Origin of the sequence: Clostridium estertheticum subsp. estertheticum (assembly GCF_001877035.1) — a bacterium.
GTDB lineage: Bacteria > Bacillota > Clostridia > Clostridiales > Clostridiaceae > Clostridium_AD > Clostridium_AD estertheticum.
On sequence record NZ_CP015756.1, the window covers coordinates 3,236,775 to 3,259,831 of the forward strand.

Sequence of the window (23,057 nt, forward strand, 5' to 3'; positions counted from 1 at the left end):
TGTTTTTTATATTATTGTTCGGATTTATGCCGATATATGCACAAATAAATGTATTATTTTAATTTATCGTTCGTATTTTATTTAAAGTAGTTTACTCCAGCATCAAATATTTTTTGGTCTTTATTTCCGATAACATTCACTAAAGTATTAACACCAACTCTTTCAGAATGTCCCATTTTACCCAATATTCTTCCATCTAAACTTGTAATTCCTTCAATTGCATATCTTGATCCATTAGGATTAAAATTTATATCGTTACTTGCAGCCCCATCAAAGTCTACATATTGAGTAGCTATTTGACCATTTGCAAATAATTTTTTAATCACATCATCATTTGCTACAAATCTACCTTCGCCATGTGATACTGGAATAGAATGTACATCTCCAACTTTTACATTACTAAGCCAAGGAGACAAAGTTGAAATTATTTTAGTTTGCACAACACAAGATACATGTCTTCCAATTTCATTGTATGTTAATGTTGGACTATCCTTTGTTATATCAGTTATTTTTCCATAAGGGAGAAGTCCAAGCTTTATTAACGCCTGGAATCCGTTGCATATTCCCAGCATCAATCCATCCCTTTTTTCTAATAATTCACTAATGCTTTCACTTATTATAGGATTTCTAAAGAATGTAGCTATAAATTTACCCGAACCATCTGGCTCATCACCAGCACTAAATCCACCTGGAAGCATAACAATTTGAGAATTTTTTATCTTTTGTGCTATTGCTTTTATAGATTCCTCAATATGTTTTGCTGATAGATTGTTTATAACCACAATTTCTACTTGCGCGCCAGCTTTCTCAAAAGCCCTCATAGAATCATATTCACAATTAGTTCCTGGGAACACTGGAATTATAACTCTAGGTTTCGCTATTTTAATAATAGGAGTAGATTTAGTTTTTATATTTTTAACATCTATTTGGTTTTTATTAATTATATTATCTTTTGAAATAGCAACTTCTTTCATGCTACTTACTTTTGCATTATTAACTTTTGTGTTAAATACACTTTCTAAAGGTTCTTCCCAATTACTCAAAGCTTCTTCTAAACTAATAGTTTCCCCTAAGACTTTAATAACTGGCTCTTTCGTTGTATGTCCAAGTATTTGAATATTTGAACTTTCCTTTGTTAGAACATCAAGAACATCATTTTCTATTTCCATAACTATGCTGCCATAATTTTCTTTAAATATATCCTCTACTTTAATATCATCTGCAAACGCAAATCCTATATTATTACCAAAACTCATTTTTGATATGACCTCTGTAAGTCCACCCATTCCAACTGCGTAACTAGACATTACTTTACCACTACTAATTAATTTTTTTACTAATTTATAATTTGTACGAAGTTTTTCAAAATCAGGTAATCCATCTTCACCTATAGTTGCATAAATTAAAACGACCTTACTATCGCCTTTTTTAAATTCTGGCGATATAACCTTATCTGTATTTACAACATCTACAGCAAAAGATATCAAAGTTGGTGGTACATTCATCTCATTAAAAGTACCTGACATACTATCTTTTCCACCGATTGCAGCTATACTAAATTCTTTTTGAACATGTAGCGCTCCTAAAAGAGCTGAAAATGGTTTACCCCATTTATAAGGTTCTTTTGATAATTTTTGAAAGTATTCCTGGAAGGTTAGTTTAATGTTTTCATAATCACCACCGCTGGCAACTACCTTTGTTACAGAATCAATTACTGCATATGCAGCTCCATGAAAAGGACTCCAAGTCGATAATTTAGGATTGTATCCATAGGCCATTATTGTACCTGTGTTAGTATCACCGTGAAGAACAGGTAATTTTGCAACCATAGATTGAGTTGGTGTTTTTTGATATTTCCCACCGAATGGCATAAGTACTGTCCCTGCACCAATAGTACTATCAAATCTATCTGATAATCCCTTTTTGCTACAAACATTTAAGTCTGATAATGTAGATTTCCATAAAGCTTTTATTGATTTAGTTTCACTTGAATTTTCTAATTTATTTTCTTTAAAGTAATATTCATCCTCTTTAGGTGTTGCTATTTTTATATTTGCATGCTGCTTAACTCCATTAGTATCAAGGAAACTTCTACTTACATCAACTATAGTTTTACCCTTCCATACCATTTTAAGCCTATTATCGTTAGTTATTAGAGCCACTTCTACAGCCTCTAAATTCTCTTCTTCTGATAATTTTATAAATATGCTTGCATCCTCTTTCCTAACCACAACAGCCATACGTTCTTGTGATTCCGATATAGCAAGCTCTGTACCATCTAACCCCTCATATTTCTTAGTAACTTTGTCCAAATTAATTATAAGTGCATCTGCAAGTTCACCAATAGCTACTGATACTCCACCTGCACCAAAATCATTACATCTTTTTATAAGTCTAGTTACCTTAGGATTTCTAAATAATCTTTGAATTTTTCTTTCTGTAGGGGCATTACCCTTTTGAACTTCTGCTCCCGAATCCAGTAGTGAGCTTTCACTATGTTGCTTAGATGACCCTGTAGCTCCACCACATCCGTCACGTCCTGTTTTACCTCCAAGAAGTATAACTACGTCAGACGCAACCGGCTGCTCTCTCACTACGTTACTATAAGGTGCTGCTCCAATAACTGCTCCTACTTCCATTCTTTTAGCTACAAATCCTTCATCATAAACTTCAGAAACAAGTCCTGTAGCAAGTCCTATCTGATTTCCATATGAGCTAAATCCATGAGCAGCTTCAAGTGTAATTTTTCTTTGAGGCAATTTTCCTTTTATAGTATCTGAAATTTCTGTTCTTGGATCACCACTTCCCGTAACACGCATTGCTTGATACACATAACTTCTACCTGATAATGGATCTCTTATTGATCCACCAAGACAAGTTGCTGCGCCACCAAAAGGTTCTATTTCAGTAGGGTGATTATGGGTCTCATTTTTAAACATTACAAGCCATTTTTCTTTTTTGTTATCAATATTAGCTTCAACTACTATACTACAAGCATTGATCTCATCTGAAACATCAAGATCTTTTAATTTTCCTTGCTTTCTTAAATCCTTCATACCAATAACAGCCATATCCATTAATGTTACGTCTCTAGTTGTTTCTCCATATACAAAGTCTCTAGTATCTAAGTACGACTTGTAAGCCATCTTAATTGGTTTAGAGTATTTTCCTTCGTCTATGCACACATCATCAATTACAGTATTAAAAGTTGTATGCCTACAATGATCTGACCAATATGTATCAATAACTTTTATCTCCGTTATAGTTGGATTTCTCTTCTCAGTTTCTCTAAAATAATCACTACAATATTTCAAATCCTCAAAACTCATAGCAAGCCCATTACTTTTTAAGAACTCTGCAAGCTTACCATCGGTCATATTAGTAAAAGATTCTATTATTTTAACCTGCTCTGGTTCATTAAAACTTTGCTCTAAATCTTTTGGTTTATCTAAACTCGCTTCTCTAGAGTCTACAGCATTTATACAATATTCTTTAATCTTATCTAATTCACTGATGCTAACATTTCCTTTTAATAATATCAATCTTGCTGTTTTAACTATATGTTCATCTTCCCTTGTTAAAATTTGAATACATTGAGCTGCTGAATCTGCTCTCTGATCATATTGTCCTGGCAAAAATTCAATAGCAAATACTATATTATAATCCTTCATATCTAGTTCTTCATCATAAACGTCATCTACTGTAGGTTCTGAAAATACAGTATTTTTTGACAATGGATATTGATTCTGTGTTATCCCTGTTACATCATATCTATTAACTAATCTAAGCCCCTCAAGACTTGTTATACCTAAATTTATTTTTATATCGCGTAAAATTTTTCCACCTTCAATATCATAGTTCGTTTTTTTCTCAACATATAACCTATATATCTTATTTTTCATGATTAATACCTCCAAAAATTAAATTTATACGAATATTAAACATTATTTATCTTTTATAATTCGTTATATTAAGATTATAATATACTTTGATCAATTATAAAAGGTCATTTGGCAATAAATTTTTTTATATTAATAAAATTTAATATTTAAGGTTGATATAACCATTAATCCATTAAAAGTATCTGCGAATTCGCATATTAATTCAACATTTAGATATGCGCCTAAAACTATAAATACTAGAACTACTATACACATATTCTTTAAATGAAGGTGATAAAAATAAGAGTATTTCTAGCTATTAATTTCGATGATAATACTAATTCTTACCTTAATAATATACAACACAAACTAGGTGAATACTGTACTAAAGGTCGATTTACTAATATAGTGAATTTGCATTTGACATTGCAAATTATTGTTGAATTAGATAATTGCTATATTAAAGAATTAATAAAGGATATGAACTCATGCATTTCAAAACATGAATCTTTTAATATTACATTAGATTCACTCGGATCTTTTAAAAAAAGAAATGCAAACTTAGTATGGGTAAGTAATATAAAATCAGCCTATATTTACTTAAGAGATATAGGCTTAAAGCTTAATTACTTTTAGTATTTATATGTACATGATTAAAAGTTTCGGATTAAGGAACAATATATAATAATTGATTCCTTAACTGGAATATACCTTGCAATGTTTATTAAATAAAAAATTAGGAGATTGATTATATGAGGTCTATATTACTAAAAAATGGATTACACATGAATATGGAAAATGGAAGTATTTCTAAGCTGGATATATTAATAGAAAATGGTAAAATTAAAAATATATCTAAGAATATTATCTGTGGTTCTGCTGACTTAGATATTATTGATTTGAAAGAATATTATGTCTACCCCGGATTTATAGATTGTCATACTCACATGGGAATTATAGAGGAAGGTACAGGCAAGATTGGTAAGGATAATAATGAAGACTCGAATCCCGTAACTCCAGAGATTAGAGCAATAGATGGTATAAACCCACAGGATATGGCTTTTAATGACGCTGTTCGACATGGAATTACATGTGTAATGAGCGGTCCTGGAAGCCATAATGCAGTAGGAGGACAAAATGTTGCTATAAAAACAGCCGGGAATATTATTGATAAAATGATTGTGAAAAATCCTCTGGGACTTAAAATATCCCTTGGAGAAGAACCCATATGTACATATGGTGTCCAAGGTAAATGTCCAGTCACCAGAATGGCAACGACAGCACTTATAAGAGATTTATTTCTACGTACACAAGACTATATGCAAATCAAAGAAAATGGAAAACTAAAAGAAAGGAATATACAATTGGAGGCTGTTATACCTCTATTAAAAGGTGATATGTATCTTCGTGCCCATGCGCATAGAGCTGATGATATTATTTCTGCTATAAGAATAGCAGAAGAATTTCATATAGAGAAGCTTGTAATTGAACATGGAACAGAAGCACATTTAATTATTGATTACTTAAAAGAAAAGAGTATCCCAGTTGCCTATGGACCAATGTTTACACCTAGAATTAAAATGGAATTAATAAATAGAAATTATAGTTCAGCAGTTAAATTAGTTCAAGGTGGAATAAAAGTGGCATTTATTACTGACCATCCATACAATTCTATCGACCAACTAAGATCCGTTGCTATACAAGCAACTTCAGAAGGGTTAAGCCCATTAGAAAGCATTAAGTGTATTACTATAAATCCAGCAGAGATAATGGGGTGTGAGGACCGAATTGGTAAATTAAAAGAAGGATATGATGCAGATATAGTTGTACTTGATAAAACTGCATTAGATATTATGGCAAAGGTAAAATTAACAATTATAGATGGTAAAATAGCTTATAATTCTGATATCTCCTTTTAATATTACAAAATAGCCTATAGGTTAATGCAGACTATTTTGTAATATGTTATCAATAATTTAGTTATACATTTATTTAAAGTACAATGAATTTTTATTTATGCTCTTTCTTAATTGAATTATATTTAGATTTATTTTTTTCTTCAGGATTAATATACACATAATCATTTTGTTCATTTTTTTTAATCCCTAATGAAGCCATTTTATTTTTGTTTACACTTAATTTATTACTCATATTGTTTCTCCTTTCAATTTTTATAACATTATTAAATATATTTTTACCCTATACCTATTTATTATCCATACTTATTTTTTCATTCTTAACCTTCACTTCCCTCTCATAGTTAAAATGAATATGCACATAATAACATTAGAAGTTAATAAGGAGGAATGAAAAATGGCAAATAGAAATAGAACTCTTGTACCTGAAGCAAAGCAAGGATTAAATAGATTTAAACTTGAAATTGCTAGTGATTTAGGAATTGATAATTATGATCAATTAGATAAAGGTAATTTAACTTCAAGACAAAATGGTTCTATAGGTGGTGAAATGGTTAAACGCATGGTTGAAGATTACGAAAAAAAATTAGGAAATTATGATCTTTAAATAAAAAATTAATACTAAATAATAAAAACGCAAGAAATAATAAATTCTTGCGTTTTTACTATTTAATGCTAGGAATAATTAGACCAATAATTATTCCTTATACAGCCTCCTTCAATTATGTTCATCTCTTGGACAGGAATATAATTATAAACTTTAGGGTAATTTAATTTTAAACAATATAAGGGAGGAATCTACAATGAATAATAATAAAACAAATGTTAAAGATGGTTTCACAGATAAAAAATTAAATAAGGAAATTAGTAGAGAATTATTAACTAATTCTACAGAGCAAGTACAGCTAAATTCTCAAAGACAATCTGATACTCAACTTACTCAACAAATTGAAGATTGTAAAATTATAAATAAAACGAGAGAAGAATTAAGCAAAATGGGATACAGGTAAGAGCTTTGAGATTCTATATAATTATATGTTTAGGAGGCGTATGTTAATGAATAAGGTAGTTATTGTAAGTGCAGTTAGAACTGCCATTGGGTCTTTCGGAGGTAGTTTGAAGGACGTTCCAGCAGTTAATTTAGGTGCGTTAGTTATTAAAGAAGCAGTAAGTAGGGCTGGAATAAAAACTGAACTTATTGATGAAGTTATTATGGGAAATGTATTACAAGCAGGATTAGGACAAAATACTGCAAGACAAGCCGCTATAATAGCTGGATTACCTGTAGAGATTCCTGCTATGACAATTAATAAGGTTTGTGGATCAGGATTAAGAGCAGTATCATTAGCTTCACAAATGATACGATCTGGCGATGTAGATATAGTTGTAGCAGGTGGTATGGAAAATATGTCAAGAGCTCCCTACATATCTAATACACAAAGATGGGGGGCAAGAATGGGGAATGTTCAATTAATTGATGAAATGATTAATGATGGACTATGGGACTTTTTCAGTCAATATCACATGGGCGTTACTGCAGAAAACATAGCGGAACAGTGGAACATAACTAGAGAAGAACAAGATCAATTTGCAGTAAATTCGCAAAATAAAGCAGAAACAGCAATTAAAGCAGGGAAATTTAAAGATGAAATTGTTTCAGTTACAATAAAGACAAAAAAAGGTGATGTAGTATTTGATACAGATGAGTTCCCGAGATTCGGAACAACTTTAGAAGGTTTATCAAAGTTAAAACCAGCCTTTAAAAAAGATGGAACAGTGACAGCCGCTAATTCCTCAGGTATAAATGACTGTGCCGCAGCCTTTGTTCTAATGAGTGCTGAAAAGGCTGAAGAACTTGGAATAAAACCACTTGTTAAAATAGTTTCTAATGGTACAAAAGGGCTTGACCCATCAATTATGGGATATGGTCCATTCCATGCTATCAAGAAGGCACTAAAAATGGCATCTCTTACTATTGATGACATAGATTTGATTGAGGCAAATGAAGCTTTTGCAGCACAAAGTCTTGCTGTTGCAAAAGATCTTAATTTTGATATGAGTAAAGTCAATGTAAATGGCGGGGCCATAGCATTAGGGCACCCAATTGGAGCTTCAGGAGCTAGAATTCTTGTTACTCTTATACATGAAATGCAGAAAAGAGATTCTAAAAGAGGTCTTGCCACTTTATGTATAGGTGGAGGAATGGGAACAGCTCTTATTATAGAAAGATAATTGCTTAAAATAAGAACACCACTCTTTTATTATAATTAAATTGGATTTGCACATAATAACTTATATTAATTTAAATAAACATTAGGAGGGCTATTAATGTCAAAAAATAATTATATTATCCCACCCATAGAGAAACATGATACTGCATCATGGGCAAATATAAGCGATCAAAAACCAGTTTCAAAAGTTCCAATTCCAAGCGAATTGGAAGTTAATAATGCGAAGGATTGGGTTGATGATGAAAATAAAAAATAATTTATTTTAATTTAAGAACGCAAGAAAATATAAATCTTGCGTTTTTATCAATGTGATTTAAAACTAATATTTAGGAAATAATATATATAGTGTACTAAAAAAATCCATGGAGGTATAAAAATGTCGGATAAGCAAATTAAAGAATCCTATGAAAATAGTTCAAAAAGAATGAGTGGTCAAGATTCTACCATAGGATCAAAAATTAACGATTCAAATGATCCAAATATGCATAAAGATCTAAATGATAAGATTAATATTGATTATACAAAGATAAAAAAGTCACCAGAATCAATGGAAGAAGTGCATAAATGGCAACGAGATCATGTTGCTAAAGGAGATCAATCAAAAGAAGGATATCCCTTAAATGTAATTATTGATCCAGCAATGAGAGAGATGTATCAAGTTGTACACAATGCTTCTATGACTAATGTATTTGATAGGTTTTCACAACAACAGCCAATACAATGTAAATTTTGTGTAGAGGGTCTATCCTGTCAATTATGTGCAAATGGTCCGTGTAGAATAAGTGAAAAGGTTCCTAGAGGAACTTGTGGTGTAGATGCACATACTATGGTTGCAAGAAATTTTATGTATAGACATGTAACTATAGGAACCTCAGCAAATATATTTCACTGTCATCAAGCAGCCAGAGCCTTAAAAGCTGCTGGAGAAAATCCAGAGAGTGGTTTTAAAATAAGAGATGCAGAGAAGTTAAAGAAATATTCGGCTATAGCAGGACTTGATATAAATATGCCAATTGAGAAACTTGCAGTTGCATTTGCAGATTGGGTAATTAATGATATTCATTCACCTTCTGAAACTCCATCAAAAACTGTTGAGGCTTTTGCTCCACAAAAGCGAAAAGAATTGTGGAGGAAACTTAATTTACTTCCTGGAGGCGGATACAGTGAAATTGCCTATGCGCAAACTCGATGTATGACTAATTTCACCTCAGATCCAGTTGAGTTTTTACTGAATGCAGTTAAGTTAGGTATAGCAAATGAATATCAAGGCTTATACTTACTTTGTATAATACAAGAAATTCTTATGGGTACACAAAAAATCACTATGAAAAAACAAAATATGGGACTTTTAAAAGATAATATGATAAATATTATAACTAATGGTCATATGCCATTACTTGCTAATGTTGCTTTAGATTTAGCTTCTACAGATGAGTGGCAACAAAAGGCAAAGGCAGCAGGCGCAGACGGCATGCAGATTCTTGGTCACGTATGCGAAGGTCAGCAATTAATAAATTATGACGGCACCCATAACCAAAAAGCATATGGAGGACAAGAGGGAGAATGGCTTTCTGAGGAATACTTACTAGCCACTGGCGTAGTAGACTTATTTTTATTTGATTATAACTGTACAATGCCAACACTTCCTATCTATGCTAAGAAATTCGGTACAAAGTTACTTGGAACCCATGATGTAATAAAGCTTCAAGGCACAGAAAGCTTAGATTTTATTCCGGAAAAAATGAAAGAACAAGCTATAAAGGCACTTGATATTTCTATTGAATCCTTTAAACAGCGCAAAAAAGAAAAAAGAAAGACATATATTCCTCCTCATGTATCAGACTGTATGGTGGGTTTTAGTACTGAGTCCGTTAAGGAAGCCTTGGGTGGAAGCTTTAAACCATTAATTGACCAAATAGTGAAAGGTAATATTAGAGGAATTGCAACCATTGTTGGTTGCACTACAGCAAGATATGGTCAGGGTGGAAGCAATATATTTAAAATTACACAAGGTTTAATAAAAAATAATATACTTGTACTTTCAGGCGGATGTACTTCATCAGTAATGGAGTATACAGGACTTACAAATCCTGAAGCAGCGGATGAATGTGGAGAAGGTCTAAAGACAGTGTGTAAACAGCTCGGTATTCCACCAGTACTTACCTATGGTGCTTGTGTTGATATTGGAAAAATGTCTCAAACTGCAGTAGAAATTGCAGATGAGCTTAATATCGATACAAATATGTTACCTATTGTTATAGGCGCACCAGAATATCTAGAGCAGAAGGCAGTGGCGGATGCTTGTACGGCTATAGCATTAGGATGGCTTGTTCACATAGCCCCTGTTCCCTCTATTACTGGTAGTGACGTGGTAGTTAAAACCTTAACTGAAACTACCGAAACATTAGGTCTTGGTAAGGTCGTAGTAGAAATGGATGCTCAAAAAACCATTCAAATCTACGTAGATCATATTGAGAAAAAAAGGAAAGCATTAGGGATTTAATTCAACAATAAAACTTTTTTAGGTATTAAGGAGAACTTTAGATGTAAAAAAATAAAAACGCAAGAACATTTAAGTTCTTACGTTTTTATTTTTTCTGATTTATTCTGCTAACTTTTTATATGTTTCATATCTTTCTTTAGCATTCCTCGCAGAAAGTGCAAACATCTCATCTGCTATTTTAGGAAATGTTGTTTTTAATGAAGCATATCTAATTTCACCATTAATAAAATCTCCATATGGCAATATAGGTTCCTTTGAATCCAAAACAAAAGGATTTTTGCCTTCTTCCTTTAACTCTGGATTATACCTATATAAATGCCAATAACCTGAATCAACAGCTTTCTTTTCTTCTTTTATACTACTCCCCATTCCAACTTTTATACCATGACTAATGCATGGAGCATATGCTATTATAAGTGATGGTCCCTTATATCTTTCAGCTTCAACTATAGCCTTCATTGTCTGATTCATATTAGCCCCTAAAGCTATTTGAGCTACATAAACATATCCATAGCTCATTGCCATCATACCCAAATCTTTCTTTTTAGTTTTTTTACCTAACGTTGCAAATTTTGCTACTGCTGCTGTCGGAGTCGCTTTTGAAGACTGCCCACCTGTATTTGAATATATTTCTGTATCCATTACAAATAAATTCACGTCTTCTCCCGTTGATAATACTTGATCTACTCCACCGTAGCCTATATCATAGGCCCATCCGTCACCACCGATTATCCACTGAGATTTTTTAACTAAATAGTCCTTTTTATTAATTATTTCTTGAATTATTTTATTATCAGCATATTTCTCATGACCTAATTGAATTTCCTCTAATATTTTCTTAGAAGCAATTTTCGAAGCATTTCCATCTTCTCTTGTAGTAATCCATTCATTGAATAGCTCTTTTAAATTTTCACTTATAGGTGATTCTATAGATGTTTTCATTAATTCCTCTAGGCGATTTCTCATTTGTGACACTGCAAGATACATTCCATAACCATACTCTGCATTATCTTCAAATAAGGAATTCCCCCAGGAAGGTCCCTTTCCATTTGCATCAGTAGTATACGCAATTGATGGAGCACTAGCTGCCCATATAGATGAACATCCTGTTGCATTTGCTATCATCATTCTCTCACCAAACAATTGTGTTAAAAGTCTTATATAAGGTGTTTCACCACATCCCGGACATGCTCCATTAAACTCTAATAATGGCTTAACAAACTGACTTCCCTTTAATGTATTTATATCCATTAATCCATCTTTTTGAGAAAGTTTTAATGTAAATTCCCAATTCTCTGCTTGAGCTTCAATTTCTCCATCTGAAGGCATCATTACTAAAGCCTTCCCAGGTGCTGGGCAGACATCTGCGCAATTGCCACATCCTGTGCAATCTAAAGGTGTTACTTGTATTCTAAATTGATACTTTTCAAGTCCCCTTCCTTTCGCTTGTATAGTTGTATAGTTTTCAGGCTTTGCGGAACTTTCTTTGTCATCTAAAGCGAATTGTCTAATGGTTGCATGTGGACATACGTATGCACATTGGCCACATTGTATACACTTTTCTGGTTGCCACTGAGGTACTAGTACTGCAATACCACGCTTTTCATATGCAGTTGTTCCTAATGGGAAACTCCCGTCCTCCATACCAACAAATGCACTTACAGGTAACTCATCGCCCTCATGTCTTTCCATCGGCCTTTGTATTCTTCTAACAAAGTCCGGTTCATTTTGGCTAGTATGGCTTTCTTTTACATCCAATTGAGTCATAGCTATGTTCTTATCTATATTAAGCCAAGAGTTTGGAACTTCAATCTTTAACAATTCGGATATACCCTTATCCACAGCAGCTTTATTCATATCTACTATTTTTTGTCCTTTTCTACCATAACTTTTTTCAATAGAATCTTTTAAATAGTTAACTGCCTCTTCTACAGGAATCACCTGTGACACCTTAAAAAAAGCTGCCTGCATTATCATATTAATTCTTGATCCAAGTCCAATTTCTTGAGCAATTGCAACTGCATCAATAGTGTAGAAACTTATGTTATTTTCGGCCACATATTTTCTTATAGTACCAGGAATTTTTTCTTCCAATTCTTGACCTATCCAAGGACAATTTAGAACAAATGTACCGCCTTTTTTTAATCCTTTCAAAATATCATAATTATATAAAAAAGAATTGTTGTGACAAGCAATATAATCGGCCTCAAATATTAAGTAAGGTGATTTTATTGGTTGTTTACCAAATCTTAGATGAGAAACGGTAGTACCTCCGGACTTTTTACTATCATAAGAAAAGTACCCTTGTGCATATAGCTCTGTATTATCACCAATAATTTTAATTGCAGATTTATTAGCGCCCACAGTGCCATCTGATCCAAGTCCCCAAAATTTACACTCTATAGTACCAACAGCTGAAGTTTGCACCGGTTCCTCTTCTGGTAATGAATTATACGTCACATCATCATTAATCCCTATTGTAAAATTATCTCTTGGTTTATCTAAAGATAGATTTTTAAAAACAGCTAATATCTGAGATGGTCTTGTATCTTTTGACCCAAGACCGTATCGACCACCAACAACTATTGGCCTATCCTCACTATTATAAAGTACCTTGGTTATATCTAAATATAAAGGTTCTGCCAATGATCCAGGTTCTTTGGTTCTATCAAGGACTGCAATCTTTTTAACTGACTTTGGTATTACATTAAAAAAATGTTTCTCACTAAAAGGTCTATATAAATGTACTTTTATGCATCCAATTTTTTCTCCTTTAGCTCTTAAGTAATCCACGGTTTCATAAATAGTATCGCAAACGGATCCCATTGCAATTATAATACTTTCAGCATTAGGATCACCATAGTAATCAAAAGGATGGTACTCTCTTCCTGTAACCTTATGTATTTCTTCCATATATTCTTCAACGATATCTGGAAGATTGTCATAATAGTTATTTGAAACTTCTCTGCCTTGAAAATATATATCTGGATTTTGAGCCGTTCCACGCACTACTGGATGTTCAGGATTTAGTGCCCTATTCCTAAATTCTTGAATTGCACTATAATCAACAAGTTTTCTTAAGTCCTCATAATCTATTACTTCAATTTTTTGTAATTCATGAGAAGTTCTAAATCCATCAAAAAAATGCATGAAAGGAACCCTTCCCCTAATTGCACATAAATGTGATACACACGCTAAGTCCATGGCTTCTTGCACATTAGTAGAAGCTAAAAGTGCAAATCCAGTTTGCCTGCAAGCCATTACATCTTGATGATCACCAAATATAGATAATGCATGCGTAGCTATAGCTCTTGCACTTACATGAAAAACTGCAGGCAATAATTCTCCCGCCATTTTATACATATTTGGAATCATTAAGAGTAGACCTTGTGAGGCAGTATAAGTAGTAGTTAAAGCCCCAGCAACTAATGAACCATGAACAGCACCTGCCGCACCTGCTTCTGATTGCATTTCCACAACTCTAACCTGTTGATCAAATAAATTTTTTTTATTGTGAGCAGACCACTCATCTACCACTTCCGCCATTGACGTTGACGGTGTAATTGGATATATAGCCGCTACCTCAGTAAATGCATATGATGCATAAGCAGCCGCACTATTACCATCCATTGTTTTCATAACCTTTCCCATGTTTTCTCTCCTTTTGTAAAGTATTTTAAAAACTAACATTAATGTTAGTATTAGTATTGGTAACTATTCAGATATCATTCATAATATAATTACTGTCCTTAATTTTAAAATAGTTCGTGTTAAAATTATTTATTTAATAAGCCACTAATATTTAAAATAAATATTAGTGGCTTACTTAAATTGTTAATTAAAAAACATACTGCATAAAGGCAGCAACCTTATACAGTTCTATGGATTAAAATTAATAAAGGCTTACATTATAATTATGTACAGTTTTAAAACTTTTAAACAAATTACTTTAAATTAAATTTTATAATTCACTAAATTAAAAACCCATCTGAGTTTAAGATGGGTTTTACCGTTATACTAAATAGTTTTGTATAATATTATAGTATGACAAATAAAATAAAACACCATGCATTAAACATAGTGTTTTCATTGGTGTGAGTAAGTCTATAAGCCGAGTCCTGTATTAGACAATCATCTATCTAGGCCTATTGTTACCAATAAGCTCAAGCGATACACCCGAGAACGAGACGGGCCGTCCCAAAATGTTCTCCTATTCGATCTTGCTCCAAGTGGGGTTTACATAGCCGCAAAGTCGCCAGTGCGCTGGTGAGCTCTTACCTCGCCTTTCCATCCTTGCTAGTATATTCTAAAATCTTAGTAAACTAAACTTTTAGAATACCTTTAGCGGTATCTCTCTGTTGCACTTTCCTTAAAGTCGCCTTCACTGGGGGTTACCCAGCACCCTGCCCTGTGGAGCTCGGACTTTCCTCTTCTAAGTATTGCAAGCAATACTTAGCAGCGATTGTCTGGCTTACTCGCAAAACTATAATATCATATTATTAAAACAAAAGCAATCACTATTTGATTTTATATGGATCAAAGGTGCACTTAGAAATTATAACCTCATTGTCATATCCATCTTTTATTAGTTGTTTTTTGAATTTTTCAATAAATACTTTAAATGGTATCCACTCCGTTTTAAAATGGCCAGCATCGATTAAAGCAATATTTTGTTCTAGTAAATCACAGGCACCATGGTATTTAGTGTCTCCTGTAATAATGCAATCTGCTCCAAGCTTTATACTCTCACTAAAAAAATCTTCTCCACTGCCATTTATAATGGCTATAGTATTTACTAATTTATCATCCTTACCTACAACTCTTATAAATTCTGCTTTAAGTGTCCTTTTAACATTTTCGCATAACGATTCAAAACGCATAGGTTCATCTAAAATTACTAATCTACCAATTCCTGCATCAGTTTTACCTGAATCATTTGTTTCTGACATCTCTATTATTTTATATTTACTAAATCCTAAGATTTCAGTAACAATATCATTCAAACCACCTTTAACAGAATCAAGATTTGTATGACTAGAGTACACATTTATACCATTCTTAATCAGCTCAATAACTTTTCTTCCTACTAATGTATCTGTAGTAATAGTTTTAGGTTTAACAAAAAGAAGAGGATGATGCGTCAATATAAAGTTACACCCTTTATTTTTTGCTTCACGTATTACATCCATTGTGCAATCTAATGCGACTAAAATTTTTGTAACATTTTCCGCGCTCTCTCCAATCATAAGTCCTACATTATCATAACTCTCTTTTAAAATAGAGGGTGCGTACTCTTCCATAATATTTTCTATGTCTTTTACTTTTAAAAGCATTCTAAAAACTCCTTAAGTTTTTGTATAACATAATAAAGCTGCTCTTTCCTAGTGTTTGATAAAATGGTATCCTCGTTTAAACAATCGTATACTTTTGAGTATTTATGCAATTTGTATTCTATAAATTCTTTCATCACTAAATGTTTTTTGTCTAATAATATTTTACTTATTTCATAATATATATTATCTAACACTTTAGGTTTAGAATCATATCTAACTTTAATTATTTCATAAAACTTACCATCATCATAACAAATTTCTTCATCAATAAATTCATATCCAGTTTTATATAAATACTCCCTAAGCACTTCAGCATTTTGAACTGGTTGAAGCACCATGTATTTTAATTTTTTAACAATATCCAAATCAGTTTCTAATATATCTCTTATTAAATTGCCACCCATTCCTGCAATAATAGCTACCTGAACTTCGCCTTCTTTAACAGTAGACAATCCACTTCCTAGCCTACAACTAATTTCATTAGCAACCTTATTGCGAGTTACATTTTTTTTAGCCTTTTCAACAGGCCCTCTATTTATATCAGATGCAACAGCCTTTTCTGTTATACCCTTTTGCACTAAATAAATAGGAACATATCCATGATCCGTACCAACATCAATAACACTATCACATTTTTCAATCATACTTGCTATTGCGTTTAATCTTATACTAAGCTCCATAATCTACATCCTTATCTAAAGTTAATTAATATTTTAAACTGCATAATCAAAAATATAAGTGCCACAACTAGTGACAAATAAATATATTTATATGCCGATTTTCTATCATATTTCGCGCAAAAATAACTTGCATAATACATGCAAAAAAGCAAAGCCATATTTAGTACTCCATAAAGCATCTGAGTAAATGCAAATTGCTTACCTGTACCCATTTTTATTGGCTTAAATTTTGCATCAAAATTTAATGGCATAATATCAGGTATCGCATTTTTCAAATGTAATATAAGTGGATTTAAAGTTAATATTAGTATTATAATACTAACTATCATTAATGGCACAATAAAATATTTGTCTTTATGAAGATTATAGCTATTATTCACATTATGCTTCCACTGCGCAACAGGTATATCATGATAGATTAAATCTTCCTCAAATCCTTTATAGTTAAGTGGCGAAACTGCATAATTCATATGTTTAGTTTTTATATAAACAACATTTTTATTATCAGTTACAAACATTCTAGACATTCCAATTTTATCAATTACAAATCGACCCATTACAAAACCGCTAGCAGCTATACCATTAAGCTTTACACCTTTAATTTTACCAGTCGTCATAAAATATCCTTCAATTTCATTTAGTGGAATTATCACCTTTTTTAATGACCAAATAGCATAAATTTTAAGATTTTCCTCATCAATAGAACATTTAACTGAGGAGAACAGCAATATATAATAAACTTGATATATATTGCAAGCGACTAATAAAAGTTTTAATAGATTAGCTACAATGTATGAGTTAGTAAATTTAAGAAATATTAAAATTAATATATTATATAATGCAATAGTCAGTATCATAAGCACTAACCCGTATCCTCGTTTCGATTCATAACTCTCCATTTAATCACCTTCTAAAATGTATTATATCATATATAAATCTACCTTGTAAATGCATTTACATATTTTTACACGATAACAAAAAAAACACCTTGAAAAGGTGTTCTTTTATGCTTAATATGTTCTAATCTAAATAATCTTTTAATTTTTTACTTCTGCTTGGGTGTCTTAATTTACGTAGTGCCTTTGCTTCAATTTGTCTTATTCTCTCTCTAGTTACATTAAACTCTTTTCCAACTTCCTCAAGAGTTCTTGCACGTCCATCATCTAACCCAAATCTTAATCTTAAAACTTTTTCTTCTCTAGGAGTAAGCGTATCTAAAACATTAATTAATTGCTCTTTTAGCATTGTAAATGCAGCTGCTTCCGCTGGTGCTAGCGCATCATCATCCGGAATAAAATCACCTAAATGACTATCTTCTTCTTCACCAATAGGGGTCTCAAGAGACACTGGTTCTTGTGCAATTTTCATTATTTCACGAACTTTTCCAACTGGCATTTCCATTTTTTCAGCAACTTCATCTGGTTGAGGTTCGCGTCCAAGTTCCTGTAACAATTGCCTTGAAACTCTAATAAGCTTATTTATAGTTTCAACCATGTGAACTGGTATTCTTATAGTTCTTGCTTGATCGGCTATCGCTCTTGTAATCGCCTGCCTAATCCACCATGTAGCATAAGTACTAAATTTAAAGCCTTTTCTATAATCATATTTTTCTACAGCTTTTATTAGTCCTAAATTACCTTCCTGAATAAGATCTAAGAACAACATTCCACGTCCAACGTATCTCTTAGCTATACTTACTACCAATCTTAAATTAGCCTCTGCAAGTTTTTTCTTAGCAGCAAGATCTCCTTCTTCGTTTCTTTTAGCGAGATCAATTTCCTCAGCCGATGATAATAGTGCAACCTTGCCGATTTCTTTTAAATACATTCGAACTGGATCATCTATAGATATACCTTCTGGTATGCTAACATCAAGTTCTTCAGTTTCAGGTTCTGCTTCTGCTTGGGCACCTGTAGCAGGTGCAGCTTTTGCATGCATATCCCCAACAACCTCAATCTCCATTGATTCTAAAACTTCATATACTTTCTCTATTTGTTCTGGTGACAATTCTATTTCATAAAGTTCATCCATTACTTCTTTATAAGTTAAGGATCCTTTTTTCTTGCCTTTTTCAATAAGTTTTTTAACAATAGTCATTTTTGAGCTTTTATCCTTCATCATATAACCTCCTTTCTGAATACTATAATTGTTTTAGATTCTTTTGTAATTCTATTAGTTCTTGAGCAAGTTTTATAGATTCTTCGAGCAAACCTTTTGATTCGTATTGTTTGATTTTATTCATAATTTCTTTTTTCGACTCCTCTAACTTGAATTTTTTCAGTTGTTTTATGCAGTCATTTATTAGTTTTTTATGATCCTCTTCATTTCCAGAGAATTCAATTTCCATAATATTAATCCATTCCTTTGTGCATTCTATATCTTTCTCACACATAGGTTCTATATTTTTTATTTTTTCACCTATTATTAAGTTTTTATATTTAACAATTAGCTCATATATGTTTTTATGACTTTGAATTACTAATTGGTCTACAGACATGTTTTCTGTAATATAGTTACAATTTTCTTCATTTATAAACATAAACTTTAATAAAGTTCTTTCAGCCTTAATATAAGCTGGCTCTAAATATAATTTTTGTCCAAAATCCTGTTGTATATTCATTTTTTTCATTTTATTAGAACTTTTATTGAGTTCTTCGCTTAATAAGTCATATATTGCCTGTTCTTTGATACCCGTATCCTCAGAAACCTTTTTTATATAAACATCTTTTTCAACAGGATCAAGTTCTGCAATAATTTCAGTAACTTTTTTTACATACTGTATTATCATTTCACTATTTGAAAAATTTATTCCGTCTCCTGCTCTTTTAAGTCTATAATCTATTAAAGGAAGAGCATCATCTATTAATTTTTGAAAGGCCTGCTTACCACTATTTTTTATATATTCATCAGGGTCTTTACCACTAGGAACTATAAGAACTCTTAAATCGAAACCTTCACTTCTTAATATCTCAAGTCCCTTTATAGTTGCAGCCTGACCTGCAAAATCAGCGTCAAAAGAAATAATAACTTTATCTACATGTCTTTTTAATAACTTTGCTTGATTAATAGTGAGCGCAGTACCAAGCGACGCAACTACATTTGAAAAACCATATTGATGAAGTGAAATACAATCCATATATCCTTCTACGATTATTATTGTTCGAGATCTGTTATTTTTAATTACAAAATTTAATCCATAAAGATTTAATCCTTTATGAAATAAGGGAGTTTCCGGTGAATTTAGATATTTAGGTTTCGAATCATCTAAAACTCTTCCACCAAATCCAATTACTTTCCCCATATAATCAAACACAGGGAACATTATCCTATTTCTAAATCTATCATAATAAGACCCCTTAGGACTTTTAATAATTAATCCTATATTAAGTAAATCTAGTTCTGAGTAGCCTTTCTTTTTTAAATATAATAACAATCCATCCCATTTATCGAAAGAAAAACCTAATCCAAATTTTTTCATAGTAGCCTCTGTAATACCTCTGTTAAGGAAATATAATTCAGCTTTCTTATCCTTTCTTAAGTTTTCATAAAAATACCTGGCCGTTTCAACATTAATATTGTACATTTTTTTATACATGTCACGCTGTACATTATTTTCTCCATTATCTACTTCTATACTAATGTTAGCCCTTTGAGCAAGTATCCTTGCAGCTTCTGGAAAAGTTACATTTCTATCCTTCATAACATAACTAATTACATTTCCAGCTTCTCCACATCCAAAACATTTATAAATTTGTTTTTCCGTTGACACTGTAAATGATGGACTCTTCTCATTATGAAAAGGACAAAGGCCAGTATAATTTTTTCCTGTCTTTTTAAGTTTTACTCTTTCAGATATTACATCCACAATATCATTTTGTTCCTTTATCTTTAAGATGACATCTTCAGCAATCAATATATTATTACCACCTTACTTATATAAGTTCACAATATGTTCTTATTCGACAAAAAAGCATGCTATCCTTCTTTAATTTTACTTTTTTTAATAATAATTATGTCTGCTTATAATATATTCTTGATAAAATAGAAATTTCCTGCATTTTTTTAAATTTATTTTTTATTTATAATTTTTATACTATAATTTTTAGAGGTGTTATCCTTTATTATTATCTTTAATAAATACTAAGTTTAGGTACATATATATTATTAAAGAGCATTAAGCAATAGTCATCACTCATACCTGAAATGTAATCTGCTACCCCTATGTAAAGCCCCTCATCCTCAACTATACCCTTATAGAACTCTGGCATAGCAGATGGATTCTTATAGTAGTATTCAAAAACATTTGTCACCACAAATTGTGCCTTTTTCCTTTCTTCCTTTAATATTTCACCTTTATATATATTCTCAAACATAAAATTTCTTAAATCACCTAATGCATTTCCAACTTCCTGCGTAAGTGATACCCCTATAACTCCTGTATCTAAATTATTTATTGTATTATAAATACAATCTTTTACTAAAATATCTATTCGCTTACCATGGTTCGTGCCTAATACTTTTGTAGCTCCTTTTGGTAGCATTTCTTCAGTTAATAGATGAGCCCTTATAGAATCATCTATATCGTGGTTTACGTATGCAATCTTATCGCTATACCTAACAACTTGCCCCTCAAGAGTTGCAGCCTCACCAAATTTCTCCGAAAGTCCACTATGATTAAGAATTCCATCTAATACTTCTATGCTTAAATTAAGTCCAACACCTGCTTTTTCTATTTTTGTGAGTACCCTGATACTATTTTCATTATGCCTAAATCCCTTTGGCAAAATATCATTAAGCACAGCTTCACCATTATGTGCAAAAGGGACGTGGCCTATATCATGCCCTAAAGCTATAGCTTCTATTAAATCCTCATTTAACCCAATACCACGTCCTATGGTTCTAGCTATCTGTGCAACTTCTAATGTATGAGTTAACCTTGTTCTATAGTGATCGCTACTTGTCTTTATGTATACTTGAGTTTTATGCTTTAGTCTTCTAAATGATTTACTGTGTATTATCCTATCTCTGTCAACCATATAACAAGTTCTTAGATCATCCTTCTCCTGCATTTTTTCGCGTCCCTTTGAATTTATGGATAACGCGCCATATTGTATAATGGTACTGCTTTCATTAGTTTCTATTTTACTTCGAATGTTCATAGCTTTCCTCCTAAATTTAAAAGTACCTCTTTGTTTTATTTCTTATTTAGGTTTCTTAAAAACGTCTTGCCAATTTAATTTTAAATTTAAAGTTATATTAGTTAGTATTCTACAAATTAAATTAATTTCCCTTTTTTTACGTTAAACGTATATTATTTATATTTTATTAATATTCTAATAATGTAATAATTTTTAGGAGTGTTAAGATGCCATCTACGGCTAAAAACTTTAATAACATAAATTTGTTATCAGAAGAAAATGTAAAAAAGAACATTTTACCTCAATATGACTTAGCTAACGCTGATATATCACAAATTAAATTTAAGGATACTGATAAACAAAGAGCTGTATATAAAGTGCAATACTTTGACGAATGTTATTGTCTTAAAAAAGTTTATTACTCTATTAAAGATTTATTATTTGTGTACTCAGCAATAGAATGGTTATATAGAAATAATATTCATGTACCACGAATCCTTAAAACAAAAAACAATAGTAGATTCGTAAATTACAACAACATGTTATTTATACTCACACCCTGGATTAATGGCATAAAATGTGATTACGATAATATCGATCATATTTTAGTATGCAGTACGAATCTAGCAAATATGCATAAAGTAAGTATTAACTTTAAACCTATATGTGGTAGTTCCTTAAAAGAAGACTACAGCCCTTTAGGACCTTCCATCTATAAACATTACGAAAGCCTTCTTAATTTTTCAAATTTAGCTTATAAATACGATGATTCATTTTCAAAATTATATCTTAAATATTTTGAAACAAGCAGTATTCTCGCTAAGTGTTCTTCAAACATTGCTTATAGCTTAAACCTTAATAATCTTACAAAATCATTGTGTCACCTTGACTATGTTAACAAAAATATTATTTTTGACACTAATAATGAAATATGGGTAATTGATTTTGATAAGTGCAGGAATGACTATTGCGCCCATGACATCTCATATTCATTAAGAAGATTGCTTAAAAGAGACAATACAAAATGGGATTTAGAACTAGCCATAAGTTTTCTAGATTTATATGATAAGATTCTACCTTTAACCTTGGATGATTATAAATATATTCTTGTTTATTTAGCTTTCCCACAAAGATATTGGAAAATATCAAGAGATTATTATGGTAACATTAATAAGTGTAATAAAAAAGCCTTTTTAAATTTACTAAATAATGCAACTAATAAAAATGACTATCAATTAGATTTTGTACAAAAGTTTAAATCCTATATTGAAAATAAATTTAATGTGACACATAAACTATAATTAAATCATCTCCTGTGACGCGTAAGTATTATCCATGTAATATTTTTTAAATTATAATAACACCGTTAATGAAT

General features: G+C 31.5%; 17 protein-coding genes and 1 other RNA gene. 8 read left to right on the top strand and 10 right to left on the bottom strand.

Annotated elements, in window-relative coordinates; genetic code table 11:
• Positions 1 to 77: 77 nt before the first annotated feature.
• The gene (locus tag A7L45_RS15165) at positions 78 to 3,902 is read right to left on the bottom strand and encodes a phosphoribosylformylglycinamidine synthase (protein WP_071613576.1); all 3,825 of its coding nucleotides are present in this window, start codon (positions 3,900 to 3,902) and stop codon (positions 78 to 80) included.
• Positions 3,903 to 4,166: 264 nt separating this feature from the next.
• Between A7L45_RS15165 and A7L45_RS15170 the strand changes: the two genes are divergently transcribed.
• Positions 4,167 to 4,517: a 2'-5' RNA ligase family protein gene (locus A7L45_RS15170; protein ID WP_084647475.1), complete on the top strand. Its 351-nt coding sequence runs from the start codon at positions 4,167 to 4,169 to the stop codon at positions 4,515 to 4,517.
• A gap of 116 nt (positions 4,518 to 4,633) precedes the next feature.
• Positions 4,634 to 5,800: an amidohydrolase gene (locus tag A7L45_RS15175; protein ID WP_071613578.1), complete on the top strand. Its 1,167-nt coding sequence runs from the start codon at positions 4,634 to 4,636 to the stop codon at positions 5,798 to 5,800.
• 91 nt (positions 5,801 to 5,891) lie between these two features.
• Here A7L45_RS15175 and A7L45_RS23305 read toward each other — a convergent pair whose 3' ends face one another.
• Positions 5,892 to 6,032: a hypothetical protein gene (locus tag A7L45_RS23305; RefSeq protein WP_162855528.1), complete on the bottom strand. Its 141-nt coding sequence runs from the start codon at positions 6,030 to 6,032 to the stop codon at positions 5,892 to 5,894.
• A gap of 162 nt (positions 6,033 to 6,194) precedes the next feature.
• Between A7L45_RS23305 and A7L45_RS15180 the strand changes: the two genes are divergently transcribed.
• From A7L45_RS15180 to cooS, 5 genes are all read left to right on the top strand, one after another.
• Positions 6,195 to 6,404: an alpha/beta-type small acid-soluble spore protein gene (locus tag A7L45_RS15180; protein ID WP_071613579.1), complete on the top strand. Its 210-nt coding sequence runs from the start codon at positions 6,195 to 6,197 to the stop codon at positions 6,402 to 6,404.
• Between the two features lie 196 nt (positions 6,405 to 6,600).
• Positions 6,601 to 6,807, top strand: a complete 207-nt coding sequence (locus tag A7L45_RS15185; RefSeq protein ID WP_071613580.1) for a hypothetical protein — start codon at positions 6,601 to 6,603, stop codon at positions 6,805 to 6,807.
• Positions 6,808 to 6,853: 46 nt separating this feature from the next.
• Positions 6,854 to 8,029 carry an acetyl-CoA C-acetyltransferase gene (locus A7L45_RS15190; protein WP_071613581.1) on the top strand — a complete coding sequence of 392 codons (1,176 nt, stop codon included), beginning with the start codon at positions 6,854 to 6,856 and terminating at the stop codon, positions 8,027 to 8,029.
• A 96-nt stretch (positions 8,030 to 8,125) separates the two neighbouring features.
• Positions 8,126 to 8,284 (top strand): CDIF630_02480 family spore surface protein, encoded by a 159-nt coding sequence (locus A7L45_RS15195; protein WP_071613582.1) that lies wholly within the window; start codon positions 8,126 to 8,128, stop codon positions 8,282 to 8,284.
• A 120-nt stretch (positions 8,285 to 8,404) separates the two neighbouring features.
• On the top strand, positions 8,405 to 10,531 hold the full coding sequence (gene cooS, locus A7L45_RS15200) for an anaerobic carbon-monoxide dehydrogenase catalytic subunit (RefSeq protein WP_071613583.1): 2,127 nt from the start codon (positions 8,405 to 8,407) through the stop codon (positions 10,529 to 10,531).
• 99 nt (positions 10,532 to 10,630) lie between these two features.
• On the opposite strand, the gene nifJ is transcribed toward cooS, so the two are convergent.
• From nifJ to A7L45_RS15240, 8 genes are all read right to left on the bottom strand, one after another.
• The gene (gene nifJ / locus A7L45_RS15205) at positions 10,631 to 14,182 is read right to left on the bottom strand and encodes a pyruvate:ferredoxin (flavodoxin) oxidoreductase (RefSeq protein ID WP_071613584.1); all 3,552 of its coding nucleotides are present in this window, start codon (positions 14,180 to 14,182) and stop codon (positions 10,631 to 10,633) included.
• A 440-nt stretch (positions 14,183 to 14,622) separates the two neighbouring features.
• Positions 14,623 to 15,009, bottom strand: an RNA gene (rnpB, locus tag A7L45_RS15210) — RNase P RNA component class A.
• 39 nt (positions 15,010 to 15,048) lie between these two features.
• Positions 15,049 to 15,864, bottom strand: coding sequence for a Nif3-like dinuclear metal center hexameric protein (locus tag A7L45_RS15215; RefSeq protein WP_071613585.1), 816 nt, complete (start codon positions 15,862 to 15,864; stop codon positions 15,049 to 15,051).
• A complete protein-coding gene (locus A7L45_RS15220; protein WP_071613586.1) occupies positions 15,855 to 16,544 on the bottom strand; it encodes a tRNA (adenine(22)-N(1))-methyltransferase in 690 nt (229 codons plus the stop codon). The genes A7L45_RS15215 and A7L45_RS15220 overlap by 10 nt, the downstream gene beginning before the upstream one ends.
• 11 nt (positions 16,545 to 16,555) lie before the next feature.
• Complete coding sequence (locus A7L45_RS15225) at positions 16,556 to 17,443, bottom strand: PH domain-containing protein (protein ID WP_071613587.1); 888 nt, start codon at positions 17,441 to 17,443, stop codon at positions 16,556 to 16,558.
• A gap of 121 nt (positions 17,444 to 17,564) precedes the next feature.
• On the bottom strand, positions 17,565 to 18,662 hold the full coding sequence (gene rpoD / locus A7L45_RS15230; RefSeq protein WP_071613588.1) for an RNA polymerase sigma factor RpoD: 1,098 nt from the start codon (positions 18,660 to 18,662) through the stop codon (positions 17,565 to 17,567).
• A gap of 22 nt (positions 18,663 to 18,684) precedes the next feature.
• Positions 18,685 to 20,457: a DNA primase gene (dnaG, locus tag A7L45_RS15235; RefSeq protein ID WP_071613589.1), complete on the bottom strand. Its 1,773-nt coding sequence runs from the start codon at positions 20,455 to 20,457 to the stop codon at positions 18,685 to 18,687.
• A gap of 217 nt (positions 20,458 to 20,674) precedes the next feature.
• Positions 20,675 to 21,703 (bottom strand): deoxyguanosinetriphosphate triphosphohydrolase, encoded by a 1,029-nt coding sequence (locus A7L45_RS15240; protein WP_071613590.1) that lies wholly within the window; start codon positions 21,701 to 21,703, stop codon positions 20,675 to 20,677.
• 206 nt (positions 21,704 to 21,909) lie between these two features.
• Here A7L45_RS15240 and A7L45_RS15245 point away from each other — a divergent pair, with 206 nt between their 5' ends.
• Complete coding sequence (locus A7L45_RS15245; protein WP_071613591.1) at positions 21,910 to 22,983, top strand: CotS family spore coat protein; 1,074 nt, start codon at positions 21,910 to 21,912, stop codon at positions 22,981 to 22,983.
• Positions 22,984 to 23,057: the final 74 nt, after the last annotated feature.

Excerpts from the sequence above, each read along its gene's own strand:
- A7L45_RS15165 (WP_071613576.1), bottom strand. The coding sequence starts at position 3,902 with ATGAAAAATAAGATATATAGGTTATATGTTGAGAAAAAAACGAACTAT.
- A7L45_RS15170 (WP_084647475.1), top strand. The coding sequence starts at position 4,167 with ATGAAGGTGATAAAAATAAGAGTATTTCTAGCTATTAATTTCGATGAT.
- A7L45_RS15175 (WP_071613578.1), top strand. The coding sequence starts at position 4,634 with ATGAGGTCTATATTACTAAAAAATGGATTACACATGAATATGGAAAAT.
- A7L45_RS23305 (WP_162855528.1), bottom strand. The coding sequence starts at position 6,032 with ATGAGTAATAAATTAAGTGTAAACAAAAATAAAATGGCTTCATTAGGG.
- A7L45_RS15180 (WP_071613579.1), top strand. The coding sequence starts at position 6,195 with ATGGCAAATAGAAATAGAACTCTTGTACCTGAAGCAAAGCAAGGATTA.
- A7L45_RS15185 (WP_071613580.1), top strand. The coding sequence starts at position 6,601 with ATGAATAATAATAAAACAAATGTTAAAGATGGTTTCACAGATAAAAAA.
- A7L45_RS15190 (WP_071613581.1), top strand. The coding sequence starts at position 6,854 with ATGAATAAGGTAGTTATTGTAAGTGCAGTTAGAACTGCCATTGGGTCT.
- A7L45_RS15195 (WP_071613582.1), top strand. The coding sequence starts at position 8,126 with ATGTCAAAAAATAATTATATTATCCCACCCATAGAGAAACATGATACT.
- cooS (WP_071613583.1), top strand. The coding sequence starts at position 8,405 with ATGTCGGATAAGCAAATTAAAGAATCCTATGAAAATAGTTCAAAAAGA.
- nifJ (WP_071613584.1), bottom strand. The coding sequence starts at position 14,182 with ATGGGAAAGGTTATGAAAACAATGGATGGTAATAGTGCGGCTGCTTAT.
- A7L45_RS15215 (WP_071613585.1), bottom strand. The coding sequence starts at position 15,864 with ATGCTTTTAAAAGTAAAAGACATAGAAAATATTATGGAAGAGTACGCA.
- A7L45_RS15220 (WP_071613586.1), bottom strand. The coding sequence starts at position 16,544 with ATGGAGCTTAGTATAAGATTAAACGCAATAGCAAGTATGATTGAAAAA.
- A7L45_RS15225 (WP_071613587.1), bottom strand. The coding sequence starts at position 17,443 with ATGGAGAGTTATGAATCGAAACGAGGATACGGGTTAGTGCTTATGATA.
- rpoD (WP_071613588.1), bottom strand. The coding sequence starts at position 18,662 with ATGAAGGATAAAAGCTCAAAAATGACTATTGTTAAAAAACTTATTGAA.
- A7L45_RS15240 (WP_071613590.1), bottom strand. The coding sequence starts at position 21,703 with ATGAACATTCGAAGTAAAATAGAAACTAATGAAAGCAGTACCATTATA.
- A7L45_RS15245 (WP_071613591.1), top strand. The coding sequence starts at position 21,910 with ATGCCATCTACGGCTAAAAACTTTAATAACATAAATTTGTTATCAGAA.